This is a genomic window from Hymenobacter guriensis, assembly GCF_015773195.1.
Lineage (GTDB): Bacteria > Bacteroidota > Bacteroidia > Cytophagales > Hymenobacteraceae > Hymenobacter > Hymenobacter guriensis.
In genome coordinates, this window is sequence record NZ_JADWYK010000010.1 from 77,715 (window position 1) to 96,785 (window position 19,071).

At 59.2% G+C, this 19,071-nt stretch carries 10 protein-coding genes; 6 read left to right on the forward strand and 4 right to left on the reverse strand.

The window, feature by feature from the left end; all coding sequences use genetic code 11:
- Nucleotides 1-199: 199 nt before the first annotated feature.
- Genes I5L79_RS15860 through I5L79_RS15870 form a run of 3 tightly spaced genes read right to left on the reverse strand, consistent with a single transcriptional unit; the run spans nucleotide 200 to nucleotide 5,671 of the window.
- Nucleotides 200-1,132, reverse strand: coding sequence for a carboxypeptidase-like regulatory domain-containing protein (locus tag I5L79_RS15860; RefSeq protein WP_196956049.1), 933 nt, complete (start codon nucleotides 1,130-1,132; stop codon nucleotides 200-202).
- Nucleotides 1,133-1,148: 16 nt separating this feature from the next.
- Entirely contained in the window at nucleotides 1,149-4,763 is a 3,615-nt protein-coding gene (locus I5L79_RS15865) for an ABC transporter permease/M1 family aminopeptidase (protein ID WP_196956050.1), read from the reverse strand.
- On the reverse strand, nucleotides 4,760-5,671 hold the full coding sequence (locus tag I5L79_RS15870) for an ABC transporter ATP-binding protein (RefSeq protein ID WP_196956141.1): 912 nt from the start codon (nucleotides 5,669-5,671) through the stop codon (nucleotides 4,760-4,762). Before I5L79_RS15870 ends, I5L79_RS15865 begins: the two co-directional genes overlap by 4 nt.
- A 277-nt stretch (nucleotides 5,672-5,948) precedes the next feature.
- Here I5L79_RS15870 and I5L79_RS15875 point away from each other — a divergent pair, with 277 nt between their 5' ends.
- The 6 genes from I5L79_RS15875 to I5L79_RS15900 all read left to right on the forward strand — a co-directional run bounded on the left by I5L79_RS15875 (nucleotide 5,949) and on the right by I5L79_RS15900 (nucleotide 16,490).
- Nucleotides 5,949-6,974: a sensor histidine kinase gene (locus tag I5L79_RS15875; RefSeq protein WP_196956142.1), complete on the forward strand. Its 1,026-nt coding sequence runs from the start codon at nucleotides 5,949-5,951 to the stop codon at nucleotides 6,972-6,974.
- 123 nt (nucleotides 6,975-7,097) lie between these two features.
- Entirely contained in the window at nucleotides 7,098-7,394 is a 297-nt protein-coding gene (locus I5L79_RS15880) for a transposase (RefSeq protein WP_196956051.1), read from the forward strand.
- Nucleotides 7,395-7,421: 27 nt separating this feature from the next.
- Nucleotides 7,422-8,321 carry an IS3 family transposase gene (locus I5L79_RS15885; protein WP_196956052.1) on the forward strand — a complete coding sequence of 300 codons (900 nt, stop codon included), beginning with the start codon at nucleotides 7,422-7,424 and terminating at the stop codon, nucleotides 8,319-8,321.
- A gap of 472 nt (nucleotides 8,322-8,793) precedes the next feature.
- On the forward strand, nucleotides 8,794-9,903 hold the full coding sequence (locus tag I5L79_RS15890; RefSeq protein WP_196956053.1) for a tail fiber domain-containing protein: 1,110 nt from the start codon (nucleotides 8,794-8,796) through the stop codon (nucleotides 9,901-9,903).
- Nucleotides 9,904-10,377: 474 nt separating this feature from the next.
- A complete protein-coding gene (locus I5L79_RS15895) occupies nucleotides 10,378-14,184 on the forward strand; it encodes a T9SS type A sorting domain-containing protein (RefSeq protein ID WP_196956054.1) in 3,807 nt (1,268 codons plus the stop codon).
- 107 nt (nucleotides 14,185-14,291) lie between these two features.
- The gene (locus I5L79_RS15900) at nucleotides 14,292-16,490 is read left to right on the forward strand and encodes a CARDB domain-containing protein (RefSeq protein ID WP_196956055.1); all 2,199 of its coding nucleotides are present in this window, start codon (nucleotides 14,292-14,294) and stop codon (nucleotides 16,488-16,490) included.
- 1,116 nt (nucleotides 16,491-17,606) lie between these two features.
- Here the strand turns inward: I5L79_RS15900 and I5L79_RS15905 are convergent.
- The gene (locus I5L79_RS15905; protein ID WP_196956056.1) at nucleotides 17,607-18,881 is read right to left on the reverse strand and encodes a HEPN-associated N-terminal domain-containing protein; all 1,275 of its coding nucleotides are present in this window, start codon (nucleotides 18,879-18,881) and stop codon (nucleotides 17,607-17,609) included.
- Nucleotides 18,882-19,071: the final 190 nt, after the last annotated feature.

The window sequence follows — 19,071 nt, forward strand, 5'->3', positions numbered from 1 at the left end:
ACCAGGGCCAGGGACGGCGTACTTGGTAGGCCAATTCGAAGCAAAGAATGGTCCGGAACTTCATGCCTGTAGTGGTTTACGTGGTTGCTGCCCTGTTTGCATTATTGCTACCCTAGGCACTTGGTATGCTTGGCATGTCTTCGTCTTCCACGATAGGGGTTGAGAGAATGACCAGGCTGGGCTCGCAATGCGGCGACTCTTATTTTTCGCACTGTACCACCACGTTCATCCCCATGCCCATGGGGGGCAGTTTTCGCCAATTCCCCTGGCTCGTGTCTTTGTGGTAGATAGCGTGGAAGCCAGGCAATGCACCGGGAATAGTCAGGGATAAGCTTTCTTCCTTGGGCAGGCAGTCTATCCATTCCAACGCAAGCACGAAGTCCTGCTCGACATACAGGTTGTAGGGCGCCAGGTCGACCGCAATCCAGCCCTGTTGCTTGTTTTGCACCGTGACGTAGATGTCTCGGGGGGAGACGTTCTCGAAAGGCACACCCGCGTTGACCGAGTACACGTTGACCCGGAATTTAACCATCTCATACGGATTGCTCGATAAACAGAAATTCAACTGCTGAAGGAAAGCAAGCCGGCGGCCGCTGTTCATCCGGATACCCATTTCATTGCCGAAATTCTCCTGAAGGGGCAACTGAGAAAGAGCGAAATCATGGTGAATCATGGCCCTTTGGCCGGCATGGCCCCCCAGGTTCTTCGTCTTCCACTTAGTGGCTTTTATGTTTACCTCCGCCAATTGCACCGCTTGGGGCACCAGGGCGATGCGAACGGCCTTTTGGGCAGCCATCGCGGTCAGTAGTTCCCCTACCTTCAACTCTTGGGGCTGGTAGCCCAGCGCGGAGCACCGCACCGTTTTGCTTTGCAGTGAAGCAGGAACCCTAAACGAAAACTTCCCGGCTTCGCTGCTGACAGTACCGGGTACTTCCCCAACAATACCAATACTGGCATAAGCAATGGCTTGCCCGGTACGCTGGTCTACTACCTCCCCGGCAATGATGTGAGTTTCGGGAGCCTGCCGGAGAACAGAAGCCGCAGGGGAAAGCATTGGAATGCACAGCCCAAACAGCAGGCAAACCGAGCGTAGTGCACGTCTAAAACGGTTCTTAACAGTAAATTCCTTCATAAACGTTTTCGGTGGCTTACCGGGACTGAACTTGACTTGTCATCTTCACCGCTTTGTCGTTGTCAAGCGTGTTCCAGTCAATTAGGAGGTAGTTGGGGTCAATGGCTGCCTGGGCAGGTTTTCCCGGTACCGTCACGGTTAAGGACTGCTGGCCGGATGTGATGAGGTGCTTCTGCAGGTATAGCAGCTTCCCTTTTTCCTCGCTCTCCGGTGCCGCCGCGAAAACGCCGATTTCTACCCACTCTTTCATCGGTTGCTTTGTCTCGGTGCCGGCGCTGTCCACCACCAGTTTGCTGGCCTGCACGGTGAGCGTTACCTGCCAGCGGGTTCCTGTGAGCGGTTTGGCGGTGGCGGTTTCCGTCTTCAACTCCCAGAAGGTGTTGGTCCGAAATAGGTCGTGCAGCAGCGGCTGGAGCGAGTCCGGCGTGGCCGTTTGCAGTTCCTGGTAGAGGTCCAGCGACGTGGCGAAGGGGCGCGTGCCGGGGCGGTGATGGGCCAACAACTGCCGGAGTGCGCCGTTGACCCGGTCCCGGCCGATGTATTGGCTCAGCGCGTACAGCGCCAGGGGGCCTTTGCGGTAGTTCTGGTAAAAGTCGTCGGCCTGCAGCAGGGGCTTGGCGGCGCGGGAGCGCGGGGTCTCGTTTTCTTCCCGCAGGAAACTCAGCAGCCGCCGTAGGGGCTCCGGGCCATACTTGTTCTCTACCACGCCCATGGCCGAGTACCAGGCCAGACTTTCGGAAATCAGACCGGCACCCTCCACGTAGGCCTGCTTGAGTTGGTTTCCCCACCACTGGTGCGCCACCTCATGCGCCACCACGGCCGTCACCAGGTCGAAGCCCCGCTTATCTTTCTTCGGGTTTAGGAGGAAAAAGCCCTCGTTCGCCGTGATGTCGATGGGCGAGGCGTGGTGGCCGAAGCCGTAGCTGGGCTGGGCCACAAAGCGCAGCTGCCGGTGCGGGTAGGGCCCGAACTGCTTCGAATAATAGTCCAGCGACGCCTGGGCGCTCCGGACCATGCGCACCGGGTTTTCGGTGAGCCCCGGGGGATAGTAAATCTGTATGGCCACGTCCTGCTTCTGCTCAGGGCCGCGCCATGTCCCTTCCTGCACGGCGTAGTGGGCCGAGAAAAAGGTGTACTCATTGCGGATGGGCGCGTCGGTGGCGTAGTGAAAGTAGCGGCGGCCCGCGTTGGTCCAGGTCCTGCGCAAGGTGCCCGGCGCTACCGCTGTCTGGCCGGCATCCGTGCCCACAATGGCTTCGAAGCGGATTAGCCCGGGAAAGGGGGCGTAGCGGCGCGCCGCCGTATCGTAAAGGGAGTAGGTGGCGGGCCGGGGGGCCAGACCGTACGCTTTGCGGGCGCTGGCCTCGTCCAGCTCCCGGTATTGTTGGTACCCGATGACCGGCAGCCACTCCCTATTCCCGAAGCTGGTGCCGTTGGCCAGCACCAACGCGTCAGCGCCGTCGTTGGAAAAGCCCCGCGCCCGGTGCGTGATCCGAAAGCGCAGGCGCAGCGAGTCGCCGGGGGGCAGGGGCCGGGCCAGAGCGTAGATGCGGTAGCCTTGCTCCGCGTCCACGAGCACGGCTTTGGCCGGCTGGTCGAAGGCAAGGGCGGCGGTTTCTACCCCCATTTCCGTCCCCGTCGCCACATGCACCGAGTCAATGGGCACGGGGCTGTGGTTTACCAGCAGGTAGGTGCCCTGTATCGCCGCGGCCCGCTGCGTCGGATAGATTTCCACGTGCAACTTGACGGCGGTCAATTGCGGCTGGGGCCTATTCCGGTACCGGCGGTAGCGCAGCTCGTAGGCGGCCCGCTGCTTCGCGGTTTTGGCGGCGGGCGTATAATCGTGCAACACGTTGGTATTGTAGAAGATAAATCCACCGAATAACAGAATACCTGCCCCAGCCACCCCCGCAAACAGGACGGTAGAACGCGTAAGGCGCCGCCGCGCGAGCTGCAGCCGCGCCGCCGGACGCTCCTCCCGGCCCCGCACCCAGAACAGCCGCGCCCCCACCGCCAGCAGCAGCGCCCAGGCCACCCAGTAGGCTTTAAACCACGGCCACGGCGCCAATGTCGACCCAAAGCCAGCCATGTCGGTATAGGTCCAGAGCGGACTGGCGCCAAAGAGCAGCAACTTATGCTCAATGCCCAATTTCGGAGCGAAGACGATGAAGCCATAGGCCAGCAGCGCCACCAGGTGCCCCACGAATTTCTGATTGACCAGCACATGCACCAGCAAAGCCAGCAGGGCGAAAAGCAGGCAGTCCACCAATTGCAGCCCAAAGAGCATTTGCAGGTACAGCCCGATTTCTGGAGTGCCCCCCAGGGCCACCTGCGCCACCACGCCGGCTACCATCAGCAAGGCCAGCCACACCACCAGCACCAGCCCCAGGGCCAGAAACCGGCCGCAGAAGAGCACCCATTCCGGCACCGGCGCCGCGCCTCCAATGTCGCTGAGGCGGGCTTCCCGTTCCCGCCACACCAGCTCGCCGGCGTAGAAGATGGTGAGCAGAGCCACGAGCATCCACAGAGGCTCTACGTCCGTCAGGGGAACCGTTAGCTGATGCAGCACAACGTCGGTGCGGGGCAGCAAGGGCGTGCCCCGGCCCTTCAGATTGCCGCGCAACGTCAACCCGAACACCAGGGCCAGGCCGGCCAGCAGGGGCAAGCCCGCCTTACTTGTCACGAGCTGCTGAAAGGCTTGCCCCGTGAGAAAGCGTAACTGGTGCAGCTGCGTGGCCCAACCGTACGTCCGCCGCACCAATGGCCGCGCCTCCCCGGTGCCTCCGCTCAGGCTTGCCTGGAGCGTCACCGGTGATTTCGGCTCGCTTGCCGGCTCCTGTTGCCTGGATTCGGGCAGCGCGAACCGAAACCGGAAATACGTAAGCGCCAGCAGGCCCAGCGAAGTGGAGAGCCACAGGAGGCGGTTGAGAAGGAAGGAACCTTCCAGCATAACTAGGCGCGTGTTCCGCTCCAGCGTACTCCACTTCGTCATCGGGGTAAACCCCATGACGTCCACCAGATGACGCCGTTCCCCGGCCTCGGGCAGCACGTAGCCGAGCAGGTGAGTCGCCGCCAGGAGGATGATGGTGCCCAGATAAGCGCCCATGGCCCGGCGGCCGAGCGCCGCTACCGAGAACTGAATGGCCGTCCCGAATAGGGCGTTAGGCAACAGGAAAAAACAACAGGTGGTCAGGTAAGTCGCCAGCCGGAACGGACCCAGGACTTCGTCCTCCACTCCGGCGCAGTACACGGCCAGCATAACGCCGAGCGGCACTGCCAGCAGCAGCAGGCTATTAAGGGCCAGCGCGGCCCCGAACCGTCCGCCCAGGTAGGCGGCCTTGCTGGTAGGGGCCGGGTAGGTGAGCAGGTGCATGCGGGTCTGCACGTCGCGCGCGGCCGCCTCGCCCGCCACGGAGGCCCCAATCACCAGCCAAAACCCGCTGCAGACCACCGCCACCGACGCGATGACGACGGGCGCATTCGCTAAATAGTAGCCGTCGCGCGCATCGGGAACATAATTGGCCACGATAATCAGAAATGCGAGGACCAGCAGGGCCCCGAAATAGAGCCAGGTCGTGGCCCGGCGCAGCTGGTAGCGGAATTCCAGCGCAAAAATTGTTTGGAGCTTCATCGCGCTTGTCCCTCCGCTTGCTGCTGGCCAGTCGGGCCGAAGCAGCCCGCCATGGTGCTGAAATAGACATCTTCTAGGTCTGGCTCTACCGCATCGAACCCATTGCCGGGCCTTTCCGGGCTGTAGGCATGCACCAAGGTGCGGCCGCTGAGCAGTTTGGCCGAAATAATCTGGTGCTCTTGCTCCAGGGCCGGCAGAGCGCTTTTGTCGGTCAGCTTGCGCCAGATGTAGCCCTTCAGCGCGGCCACAGCCTCCAGTGGCTGGGCCTCCAACAGAATCTGTCCTTTGTTGATGATGGCCATGCGGGTACACAGTTCCGCCACATCTTCCACGATATGGGTGGAGAGGATGACCACGCTGTTTTCGCCCAATTCGCTCAACAGGTTGAGGAAACGAACTCGCTCGGCTGGGTCTAGGCCCGCCGTGGGCTCGTCTACAATCAGGAGTTGCGGGTTGCCCAGCAAGGCCACGGCCACCCCGAAGCGCTGCTTCATGCCGCCTGAGTAGCCGCCGAGTTTCTGCTTGCGTTTGTCCCAGAGGTTGGTTTGCCGGAGCAGGGCCTCGGTGGTGGCGCGGCGCTCGGCCCGGTTGGTAAGGCCTTTCAGTACCGCGAAGTAGTCCAGCAGCTCCTCCGCGCTTGCTTTGGGGTACACGCCGAACTCCTGAGGCAGATAGCCAAGCGTCTGGCGCACGGCTTCCTTTTGGTTGACCACGTCGATGTCGCCCAAGTGAATTTCGCCCGCGTCTGGCTCCTGCAAGGTGGCCAACGTGCGCATCAGTGTGGATTTGCCGGCGCCGTTCGGCCCGAGAAGGCCGTACATGCCCGGCGGAATGTCCAATGACACATTATGCAGGGCTTGCACGCCATTCGCATACTTTTTGGAGACGTTGCGGATAAAGAGGCCCAAAGGATGCTTTCCCATTTTATCGGTTTTGCTTCGGTGAATTTTAGATAGTAGAAAAGTCAAGCACCGTAACTGGCACCGCTTCCTCTATTTCTACACGAAGCACCTGTTGCCAAATCGGAATGCGAAAACGGATATACTGATGCGCTAAACCAATCTACCAGACAGGGATTTGCTTCCATCAAAGCACTGGCAGGCTCCTTTTGCTATCTCGTAGATTAGCCTTCGAAGCTGGTCGAAACAGTGGCCCAGGCCGCAGTCTAAAAGCCACCTTTGTGTGATGGAGCGCGTCAAAAAAATCTTCTGGTTGATTCACCTGGTCGTCTGGGTCTTGTTCACCTTGCTGGTGGTCTTGCAACTAGGGGGGAAAGGGGATGTCCACTGGCGTAGCACCACTGCGGGGTTTATCGCGAATTGCCTGTATGTCTTTTACAGTCACTTCTATCTTCTAACCCGCTATGCTGGCAAGAGGAAAGGAGGAGGCTACTGGCTGCAACTGGCGGGAATCGTATTAACTGGGCCTCTTCTCTTTTTGCTTTTCCACCACGGGCCGTTTGAATTCGACTATTATGCCATGCACTTGGTTACTTCCGTGCCCATCTTTCTCGTCCTGGGCTTGCTGGCCCGCGTCACCGAGACATTAGTGCTGAATACTATCCGGAAAGAGCAACTGGAAAAACAGGCAGTGGAGACCGAACTCAATTACCTGAAGTCACAGATCAACCCGCATTTTCTGTTCAATACCCTCAACAACATCCATACGCTGGTTTACAAGCAAGCACCCGCCGCCCCGGAAGCCGTTATGCAGCTGGCCTCTTTGATGCGCTATATGATTTATGAGTCGAACGCGGCTACAGTACCGCTGGCCCGGGAGCTGGACTATTTACGGGATTATGTGAGCTTGCAGCAGCTGCGCTACAAGAACAGTCCGGTGGTCGACCTGCAGATAGCGGGGGAGACAGCAGCCTGCTCTATTGCCCCTTTGCTGTTTATCCACCTACTGGAAAACGCCTACAAGCACAGCCCCGCACGGCTGGAACCTGGCGACCTGAAGGTTAGGGTGGAGATACAAGAAGATACGCTGGCCTTCAGCGTACACAACCCCATCGGCAGAAAACCTGATGTTGTGCTGGAAGCGCCCGGCGGTATTGGGTTGCCTAACGTCCGAAAAAGGTTGACGCTATTATACCCAGGCCAGCATACGCTGGACATTCACAGCACCGGCGACATTTTTACGGTCACGCTTACCATCCACGGTCTTCACGCTCCGGCGCATGAAAGACAAGCTCAGCTGCTACATTATTGAGGAAGAGCATCTGGTCCAGGAAACCCTATAATAATACACCTGAATTGCACCGAAAATAACTAAGAGTACGCATGAGGTGGTCGGGTAAATGTGGACAGAATAGGGCCTTATCTTTCGAACGTCATGAAAGACAGCCCCCAACCTAGCAAACGCCGGCGCTACGATGCCGCCTTCCGGGCCGAGGCCCTGCGCCTGGCCAGTGAAAGCCGCTCGACCCAGGCCGCGGCACGCGCCCTGGGTATTGACCCTAAACGCATTTATAAGTGGCAGAAGGAAGCGCTGACCCCAGTGGCCGCCGCTCGTGGGGCGGAACTGGACCCGGCCACCGCCGCCGAATTGCGCCAACTGCGGGCCGCCAATCGGCGGCAGGCGCAGGAACTGGAAATTTTAAAAAAAGCCATTGCCAGTTGCCTGCTATAAGCGCAGGCTCTCACAGACACCGGACCAATGAGCCGCTACCGTTTCATCGAGGCGCAGCGGGACCAGCACCCGGTGCGGCTACTCTGCCAGCTGGTGGAAGTGCCGGCCAGCGGCTACTATGCGTGGCAACGGGCTCAACAACAGGTTGTAACTCGGCCGGAGCCGGCCTGGGAAACGGCGCTGGTCAAGGTCTTCGGGGTTCACAAGCGCTGTTATGGCACGCGCCGCCTCCAGGTAGCGCTGCGCAAAAACGGGCACCGGGTGGGGCGTCAGCGCCTGCGGGCGGCCATGCGCCGCCGGGGCCTGCACGCGCTCCAGCCGAAAGCCTTTACGCCGCGCACCACCGATTCGACCCACGGGCTGCGGTGCGCGCCGAACCGACTGCTGGACCAGCCCAAACCCACGCAGGCCAACCGGGTCTGGGTCAGCGACATCACCTACCTGCCCTTGGCCAACGGCGAGTGGGCTTACCTGTGCGCTTTTCAAGACATGGCCAGCAAGCAGGTAGTCGGCTGGCGGGTCGGAGCCACCATGCCCGAGGAACTGGTGACCAGCGCCTTACAACGGGCTTTTTGGTCCCAGCCGCCCACACCCGGCTTGCTCGTCCACTCGGACCGTGGCGGGCAGTACTGCGGCAACGCCTACCGCCAACTACTGCACGACCACCAGGCCCTGCGCTCGCAAAGCCGCCGCGGCGACTGCTACGACAACGCCCAGGCCGAAAGTCTGTGGTCGCGCCTCAAAACGGAGGTCCTGGAAGTCCGTGAGCGGCCCGTTTTTGCTGACCTGGCCGACGCGCAGACCAGCGTCGCCGACTATTTTGACTATTACAATCATGAGCGCCTGCACTCCAGCATTGACTACCAGACGCCGTATCACGCTCACCAACAGCTTCTTCAATTTAGTGCCCTAAACTGTCCAGCCTAACTGGACCACCTCAGCATTGTATACTTAGTAATGCACTCTGTTCCCGGCTCATTTCCCGGCGTTTTCTCCAGCCAACACCCCGGCCGATAGCCACTAGTACTCCGGTCGCGCTCCGGAGGGGCTCCGGCCAAATTTCCCTGTAACCAGCAAAATCGACAAAGCTGCCTTTGCAGCGAATTAGCCGGAGCGCGTCCATAGAACAAGGCACCGGTGGCGCTCCTAAAAAAGGTCATTTTCAGCCAACTAGCATACAGAAGGATAGTAACCTACATGCCGGTAGATACTAGCCGTATAGCACCTCTGCAAATGAAAATCTATGTAAACTGACCCAAGCTACCAGGCTTGGCCGGGGCGAGTACTCTATTGACTGGCTTGAATTGCTAACATAGCCGCATGGCCTATTCAAAATCGCCACTGCCGCCTGTAAGTCCATATATTTGAGATTATTGCCACAACTCTAGCCCCTCTTGCTATGATGCTGTCCACTACTCGGCTTTTTCGCTGCCTGCTGCTAGTTACGGGTGCGCTACTCCCGCTTGCCACCCAAGCTCAGTCAGGAAGCGTGGGCATTGGCACCACCACGCCGGACGCTTCAGCAGCGCTTGAGGTGCGTAGCACTACCCAAGGATTGCTGCTGCCGCGCCTATCATTGGTCCAACGCGATGCTCTGGGCACCGGTAGCGTGGCTGCGCCGGTGGCAGGCCTAGTGATTTACCAGACAGATAATACGCCTGGCCTTTACGCCTACGACGGCGCGGGATGGGTGCGCCTTGGGGCCGACAACCTGGGCAATCATATTGCCACCCAGAACCTGAACCTGGGGCCAAATCAGCTGGTGGGCAATGACGGCAGCCAGGGCCTGCGCATCAGCGCGAGCGGCGATGTTGGCTTTGGTCCTGGTACCCCAAGAGGCCATCTTGATGTGAATGGCGGCGGCGACGCCTATCTAGTAGACGACCCTGCCAATGGTACGGAACAGAGTGTGTACCTACCCGGCCAACTGTTGCTAGCACCCTATTCTGGCACCAGTGGCACCGCCTACGTGCAGGCCAGCGTGCCTACCCCCAACACGGACACCAACATCGCCCTGCAATTCCGGACCAGCAACAGCGGCAACCTGGTCGATGCGTTGCTCCTGAACGCCAACGGTTCAGGCATTTTCAAAGGCAGTGTCACGGCTACCAGCCTCAATCTAACGTCAGATGCCCGCTTTAAAACCCAGGTTCGCCCGTTAAGCGGGGCGCTGGCCCATGTACAGCTGCTGCGTGGCGTGCGTTACCGCTGGAACGCGTTGGGTGTTCAGCATGGCGGGCAGCCCGGCGATGAGCAGGTGGGCCTGCTGGCTCAGGAGTTGGAGGCAGTCTACCCGGAACTGGTGCGCACCGACGAGCAGGGTTACAAATCCGTCAATTATGTGCAACTCACGCCTGTGCTCCTTGAGGCGATTAAGGAGTTGAAGGCGGAAAACGATACGCTCAAAGGGCAGGTCACTATATATAAGGCGCAGACCACCTTAGCACTCGAACGCCTGGCCGAACGTCTGCGCGTAGTGGAGGCGGGCAGCGAGCAAGCTCAACGCTAGCTTAAACGGTGCTTACTATACGTATCACGCGTGGCTCTATCGTACACTCAGTAGGCTTTCCACTATCGAAACAGCCGCATGCTCCCCTCAAGGAGCCGGGGGTGTTTCAGAGTATGGTCGCTCATGGCCTATGGCTATAATTACAGACCTCGCTACCCTTGCCGATAGCGCCACAAGGTCACCTTATGCAGCGGATTGCCCGCTAGCTCACCGTAGTTGGCTCCTGCTCCCGACGCTCATCGTCTTGTCTGATTGACCAAACAGCGCCTCTTTCAATGTGCATGGCACAGCTAATAATCAACGGCCTACTACCTCTCCTGCAGCCTCACACAGGAGCTCGAGTGTATCAATTATATTTGCTTGGCAAGCAAGAAACTACCGGCAGATTGGCAGACCAGCGTTATCCTGCCTCTTGAACTCTGTAACACCTGGCATATGGTTTATCTCTACTCCTTTGTCGCTCGTCCCAAGTCGATGAAACCTCAGTCTGGCTTGTCTTACTGCCTGCTGTTGGCTTTATGTTGGCTGGCCCTGCCGGCTGCTTGGGCCCAGGCCCCGGCCTGGAACGACGCCACCATTGGCAGCAGCACGCAGAACAGCGGCACCTCCTGGACCCGGGGCATAGCGGTAGATGCCGCCGGCAACGTTTTCGTGACGGGTACCATCGGCGGGCAGGTCACATTTGGGAGCACCGTGCTCACCAGCTCGGGCTCCGACGATATCTTTATTGCCAAGTACGTGCCCAGCACCAAGACCTGGGCCTGGGCTGTGCGGGGTGGCGGTACCGGGGCCGACATGGGCTTGGGCATTGCCGTGAGCGGCAGCAACGTTTACATCACCGGTCTGCTCGATAACGACGCGGCCAACAGCCGCAACGCGCGCTTCGACACAGGCGCGGGCAACGCCACGGTGGTGCAGCCCGGCGCCAGCACCGTCGACGAGTTTGACATTGTGGTGGCCAAGTACACCGACAACGGGACTTCGGCTACCCTGGGCTGGGTGCAGGTGGGCGGCGGCACGGGCGTTGACATCGGCTACGATATTGCGGCCAGCGGCACGAGCGTGTACGTGACCGGCGTCATCACCAACAGCCAGGCTGACATCAACCGTGTACGCTTTGGCGGCACGGGCAGTACACCCGGCGCGCTGGTACAGTCTGGTGCTAACGCGTCCACTAGCCGCGACATCGTCCTGGCGAAGTACACCGACAATGGCAGCTCCGCCGACGTGCGCTGGGTGCAAGTAGCCGGCGGCAGCAGCTCGGACCAGGGCACGAGCATCGCCGTGGCTGGCACGGGCGTATTCGTGACGGGCTACATCACCAACAGCCAGGCCGACGCCAACACCGTGCGTTTCGGCAGTACGGCAGCGCAGGCCGGGGCTCATGCGACCAGCACCCGCGACATCGTGGTGGCCAAATACACCGACAACGGCGCTACGGCCACGTTTGACTGGAGCCAGGTGGGTGGCGGTACGGGTGGCGACGAAGCCTTTGGTATTGCCGTGAGCGGCGCCAATGTGTACATAACGGGTGCCCTCACCAACACCCGGACCGACGCCAGCAGTGTGCTATTTGGGGGCAGTGGGCTGACGCCCGGTACGGCAGCGCAGTACGGGGCCGGCACGAACACGGCCCTCACCGGCAGTGGGGCGGATATCTTTGTAGCCAAATACACTGACAACGGCACTTCGGCCACCTTGGGCTGGACCCAGGTGGGGGGCGGTAACCAGTACGATCAGGGCAACGGTATTGCTGTGAGCGGCACTGACGTGTACGTGACCGGGGGCATCTCCAATACCAGCGCCAACGCCAGCGCTGTGCTATTCGGAGGCAGCGGCACCACGCTCGCGACGGTGCCACGACCGGGGGCCAGCAGCGTGTACACCGGTGACGTGGTGGTGGCCAAATACACCGACAACGGCAACTCGGCTACGCTTGACTGGACCCAGGCCGGTGGTGGTTCCCGCGCCGAGTCGGGCTACGACCTGGCCTTGCAGGGCAGTACCCTCTACGTTGGGGGGCAAACCAACGCCACCGTCACCGGCTTCAACTTTGGCGCAGCCAACACCGCGGTGCTCAACAGCACGCGGGACGTGCGTGCGCTCATCAGCAGCCTGGATACGGGCACCGGGGCCTGGCAAACGGTGGCCTCGTCCGCGCATGGCGGGGTGAGCACGACCCGCGCCGTGGCCACTGACGCGGCTGGCAACGTCTTCGTGACAGGGTTCTTTTCCGGCCAGGTGGCGTTCGGCAGCACGGTGCTCAGCGCCGATGGGGTGGGCGAAAGCGGGACCATCGGCAACGACCTGTTCGTAGCCAAGTATGTACCCGGCACCAAGACCTGGGCCTGGGCCCTGAGTGGGGGTGGCAACGGCGATGATGGCGGCAACGGCATTGCCGTGAGTGGCAACAGCGTGTACGTAACCGGCGCCTTCTTCAATAGCCGCAACGATGATAACCGCGTCCGCTTCGGCGGCACGGGCGCTACAGCCGGCACCGTGCAGGTGAATGGACTCAATAGGAACAATGACGCCGCCAACTCTGACCTGATCGTGCTCAAGTTCACCGACAACGGCACCTCGGCCACACTGGACTGGAACCAGACCGGCGGTGGCTACGGCAATGACCAGGGCTTCGCCATTGCTGCGGAGGGCAGCAGTGTGTACGTGACCGGCCACATCAACAATGACCTGAACGATGCCTGCAACGTGCGCTTCGGCGCCAGTGGCACCACACCGGGCACCGTGCAGCAAAAGGGTGCCAGCACGAGGCTTTACCCTTACACCACCGATATGGTGCTGGCCAAATACACCGACAACGGCGCCTCGGTGACCTTAAACTGGACCTTGGTGGGCGGGGGCAAAGAAACCGACGCGGGCTACGGCGTGGCCGTGAGCGGGGGCCGCGTGTACGTGACGGGCCATATCACCAATAACTTGAACGACCTCAACGTCGTGCGCTTCGGCGGCACAGGTGCCATGGCCGGTACCTGGCAGCAGAATGGGGCCAGCACCAACGGAGCTATCGACAATGAAGGCACGGGCCGGGACCTGTTCGTAGCTCAGTACACGGACAATGGCAACTCCGCCACCCTGGGATGGACGCAGGTAGGCGGCGGCAACCTGACGGACATGGGCTACGGCGTTGCCGTAAGTGGAACGAGCGTGTACGTGACGGGCTTTATCACGAACACCACGACGGACGCGCGGTCGGTGCGCTTCGGCGGTAGCGGCACGACGCCCGGCACTGTGCAGCAGAACGGGGCCAGCACCACGAACAGTACCGACCTGGTGGTGGCCCGGTACACGGACCTGGGCAATGCCGCCACGCTGGACTGGACCCAGGTAGGCGGCGGAACCGGGGCCGACAAGGGCTATGCCATTACCACGGATGCCACGGGCGTCTACGTAACCGGTTCCCTCACCAACTCCAGCACGGACGCTAACCTCGTGCGCTTCGGGGGCAGCGGCACCGACGCCGGCACAACTGCCCAGCCTGGCGCCAGCCCCAGCGCCGGCAAAGATCTGCTGGTGGCTAAGTACGTGGATGACGGGGCGGCAGCTACGCTGGAGTGGCTCCAAGTAGGCGGGGGCGCCGGCACCGACGAAGGCTACGGCATTGTCGTGTTCGACGAGAAGCTGTACCCAACGGGAATGACAGTACCCACAGCCACCTTCGGCAGCTTCGTGTTTACCACGCCGGCCGCCGGCCAGACCGATTTCCTGGGCGAGCTGCCAACCATCTACATTCCGCTGCCGGTGACGCTGACGCTCTTCACCGCTGCCTTGGATGGGCAACACGCCGTGCGTCTGACCTGGGCCACGGCCCTGGAGCAGAACAGCGCCTTGTTTGAGGTGGAGCGTAGCACCGATGGACATTCTTTTAGGCGAGTAGGCAGCCGGACTGCCGCCACTACGAGCAGTGGTCCACGGCACTACAATTTGCTTGACGAGCAGCTTCCGGCCGGTGCAACCTTTCTGTACTACCGCCTGAAGCAGGTGGACCAGGACGGCACCTTCACCTACTCGCCCGTGCGTAGTGTCCTGCTGACCGCCAAATCTTCTCTGACCCTCTTTCCTAACCCGGCAAAGGGCACCACGACGCTTACCGGGAGCGTGCCCGGCACAACGGTGCGGGTGTTCGACACGCTGGGCCGGCAGGTGCTGGCCACAACCGCTGATGCCACTGGCGCGGCTACCTTAACGCTACCACCCCGCCTGGCTCCGGGTGTGTATGTGGTACGGGCCGGGGCCACTACCCGCCGTTTGGTAGTCGAATAAGCTGTCGTTTTATGAACCGCTTCTGCTTTCCACGCGCCCATACCTAATAGAACAGGCATGGTGCAAGGCATTTACTTCATTTGCTTTCGTAATTTTCCTCGCTCTCTATGATGCACCTGTACCCATTTCCTGGCCGACTAAGACGGGCTGCCTTCTGCCTGTTGCCCCTGGCCGCACTGCTGAGTTACTCCGCCGCCGCCCAAACCTACACGGTACCGGTCTCCGGCAACACGGTTATCAGTGCCTGTGAGGGGACGCTGTATGACAATGGCGGCACAGGCAATACGAAGCCTGACGCCGACGGGTCCATTACCATCAACCCCGCGCAGGCGGACAATAAGGTAACGTTGATTTTCTCGAAGGTGACGTCTAACTTCGTCGATAACCTGATTATCTACGACGGCCCGTCTACCTCGGCACCGGTACTGGCCGAGTTTACGTTCACTACCTCTTCCAACCCTGGGACAATATCGGCGACGAATGCCAGCGGAGCCCTCACGGTGCGGCATGTCACCGGTTTTTCCGGCAGCGCGGGCTTCTCGGCCAGTATCAGCTGCGCGGCCCCCGCGCCCAAGCCCGACCTGCAAGTGCAGGGCGCCTCAGCCAGCCCATTGTCGGTCATCGTAGGCGGGGAGGTGGTGGTTTCCTCGTCCATCCACAACGCGGCGGGCCTTGCGGCCACTAGCAGCACCCTCGGGTATTACCTTTCCACCGATCCTATCCGGGATGCCAGCGACGTGCTGTTAGGCAACTCCGCGGGAGGCGAGCTGGCGGTGGGCAGCTCCGACGCCCGGGAGGCAACCGTGACCATTCCGGCCAGCACTCCTCCGGGCTCTTACTACCTGCTGTTTGCGGCCGATTACCTGGATGCCGTCAGCGAAAGCAATGAGCAGAACAACGTGGCCAGTGTCGCCCTCACCGTGAAGGCAGCCCTGCCGGACCTGCAGTTCGTGACTGGTACCGCTACGGTAAGCGCCAGCTCAGTAACGGCTGGTGGTACCCTGGCCAGCTCAGTAACCCTACGCAACAACGGTCCGGCCAGCGCCTCCGCCAGCACCATCAGCTATTACCTCTCCCCAGATGCTACGTTTGATGCCGCTGATCTGCTACTACAGACCGACACGGGCGGCGCATTGGCCGCAGCCACGGAAGCCAGCCGCGCGGCCGCCCTCTCTATTCCAGTAACTACAGCGGCCGGCAGCTACTACGTGCTGTTCGTGACCGACGCCCCGGGCACTGTGCTGGAAGAAGATGAAACCAACAACCTAGCCAGCGTAGCCCTGAACGTGAATGCCGCCCAGCCAGACCTGGAGTTCACCGCCGCAACGCTGGGCAGCGCCACGGCGGTGGCCGGCACGAGCGTAACCGTTTCTGCTACTCTGCGCAACAGTGGCCCGGTAAGCGCCCCGGCCAGCACGATTGGCTATTACCTGTCCACCGACGCCACCTTCGACGGCAACGACGTTGCCCTGCAGACGGTAGCCGGGGAAACGTTGGCTAGTGGCGCCACGGATACACGCAGCGCTACGCTCACTATCCCGGTGGGCACGGTGGTCGGCAGCTACTTTATCCTGTTTGTGGCTGACCCTGCTACGGCCGTGGAGGAAAGCGACGAAGCCAACAACCTGGCCAGCGTAGCCCTCGAGGTAACGGAACCATTGCTGCCGGATCTGGCCTTCGTGGCTTCCGGTACCACGCTCTCAGCAGCAAGTGCCACGGCTGGATCTTCGGTGCTGGTAACAAGCGCCATTACCAACGCCGGCAATGGCCCGGCCACGAGCATTCCCTTCGCGGTGTACCTTTCCACGGATCAGAGCCTGGATGCCGCCGATATCCTGGTGGGCAGCAGCGCTGGCAATACCCTGCCCAGCGGCCAGACCAGCCAGCAGCAGCTTAGCGTTACGATTCCGACAGAGGCTGCTGCCGGCAGCTACTACCTGCTGGTTGTGCTGAACCGCGACAATGCCCTCACGGAAAGCAACGTCGCCAACAACCTCACGAGCCTGGCTTTCCAGGTAGATGTAGCTACGGCCGGGAAAGAGCAAACAGCGGGACTAAGTGTTGGGGTGTATCCTAACCCGTCACGTACAGGCTACTTCCTGGTAGAACTCATGAGCGCCAAGGCCTCGACTGGTACGGCTACGCTTACACTCTTCAATAGTATTGGGCAACGCGTTGAGCAACAAGTAGTGACCAGCCGCACGGGTATAACCAAGTTCGACACGCGCAACCTGAGCCGGGGGGTCTATTTGCTGCACCTCACTGGCAAGGGGCTTTACGTGGTCAAGCAGGTAGCAATTGAGTAACGGGTAACACCGTCCATTTTCACTGGCGGTATGCAGCGAGGGCTTTTGGGCCGGCTGTATACCGCCAGCATTTATTTAGGGGGTAGCCAAACAAACAGCGGCTTCGTCAGCCGATGGTGCAGCCACGGCTTATTGCCCGGAATACGAACAACTCGCTTTGGTAATTGTGGGAGACGTCCAGCGCAGGGCCGGTGTCCTCCCCGATGGGATTGACAACGGCACTATCATTCAAACATGTGGCCACTATCTGCATCCGGTAACGCTTCGGTCCGGGCAACAAGGTATCGCCTCGTTCCACCACAGAATCCAGCGGCCGATACGTGCACCGTTGCACAGGCGAGGCAGCTGGGCTCTAAACGATAGGCGGCGGCTCTAATGGTCCTGCTCCTTGAAAGGACAGCCCGAAGCTATTGCAAAGCTCGACAGGCCGATGACGAATAGCTTCATACCGCAAGAAACATGCGGTTACAACTGTTTACAAAAAAAGTAGGGTTTGCTCGATTGACTTCAACTATTTTGCTTTGTCACGTTTGTTAAACGGTCGCTTAGGAGATGCGACATCGCTAGTACTGTCTCCCAGTACCGCTCCTATCCGTTGCAAGCAGTTGATCTTATCCTCCCCCGCAATTGGTCCGATGGTGTCGGACCAATTGCCCCGGGCGCCGCCTGTGAGACTGATCCTGTGCGCCCCAAAATGACACTCTGTTACAAGTAGATTCGAACAGGGTGACTTGGTCGATACACTGACTCCGATTCCTGCTCAACTTAGTACCGATAATGCCTGTCACAACGCTGAACATCGACACTCGACCTTGGGCTATCTCGCCCCATTCAACGGGTGGTATTTAATGTATATGTCTGGTTCTATTATGAAGCAGCAAGTACAGCCTGATCCTAGCTTTAGCATTTCGGTACTTTATCGGTCTGACAACCCCTTTAGGGAAGATATAGAAGAGTATTTTTAGATTCTCATAGTTTTAAAAAAGCCCTGACCCACACAGGCCAGGGCTTTTTGTTCTGTATCGCTGGCCTCAAATACCGGGTGGCAAGCAATAACAAGAACGAGTTTTATCTCTCTAAGGCACCATCATTGTATGGCTGCGGAGGCTTTTAAATTCATATTAAGGAGCTTAGTTGTTCACCCACTATCCGTTCAAACTCCGCTTGCTGCTGCTCAAGCTGCTTTTTTCGTTGAATACGCAACCTTCGAATGGAGTTGCGCACAACTGACTTGCCCAGGAGCACCAGCTTCGGCGAGTCACTCCCGTGGGAAAGGGAATGCCCTACTGGTATCATCGCAGCAAGGCTCGCTTCGTCGATTCCTTGCTTGTTATCAACAAAGAGCACGACGCACCGACCACCCGGATTTTTCACGCTTCCATAGATAAGCCCGTCCACTTGGCCACCTGCATACATGTATCGCAGGTATTCGCATACAACCTGAGTAGGGACGTATTCGATGTATGCATCCTTGTTAGAGAGAGGTTGTTGCAGGTCATGAATGAAGTTCTGTAGAAAAATGACCCCCTCCCGCAAGTATTTTGCCTTGCGGTTATAACTTGGATTAAATATACTAGGTCCTTTAAGAGGCTTTGAAAAGTCGATCAGTCGCAGCGTCACTCGGTTTGTAAATTTGCCGGACGAGACGGATGAAGTGCGCCTCTCATAGTCTGTCACTTCGGCTATACAAGTATCCCTGTCGAAGGACCCATAAAACATGGAAATACCCTCTGGGCTCATGCGGTTGGCCTGCGCATACTCTATGGGGGGAGCACCTAATGCTGCGGCCGTGTGAACCTTCTCATTCTGTTTGTGCTGCCTCGCCCGGAATAAGTGAAGTTCTCCAGGCTCGAAGCTGGTTGTAATACCTTGAGCCTTGATGAGTTTCCCAACTTCTTGTAAGACACTCTGTGGGTGCAGGCGATCCGACTCGTTTTCAGAAATGAGATGGTGATTCTTCTCGCTAAAGAAGACGAACCGCATTCGGTGCTTGACCATCATTCGGAACTCTTGCCAGCCGTAGCGCATGTAGTCCGACTGTGGCAGCTGCCAATCTAAACTGGCCCATTCGCTATTGTCGATTTTCTGGCAGATAGCCTCCACTACTTCGTATGGTTCTATGGCTGCCTCGCGTTCAATCAATTCATTCGTTTCATATTGACTGCCTCCTACTAACTCTCCCTCTTCACTATCATACGAAAAGCCCGCCCCCCACGGATCATCAAATTCCCTCCGTAAGTCCCCCTCGATACGCTGCGCGATCTCGTTAACACTGACGCAGTTTCTTACTTTATCGCAAACGTCGCACTGTGTGCGGGTGCCCGTACTATTGATGAACGATTGAAGGTATCGGTCCCCGAAATGCTTACTGCATATGTTATAAATGTCCATATGGAAGGTAACTGAAAACATGATTTAATAAATGGTGGCAAGAAGGTATCATGAATAAACGAATTATGGACTAATGACAAACAGATTCTCGGTGCTGGTGTCAAGAGCGAGACATTTTTAGAATCCTACTACCAAGTAGTAATAGCCTATTGCAAACTTCCATCTTAGTTAGGTGGGGCCTTATTATCAG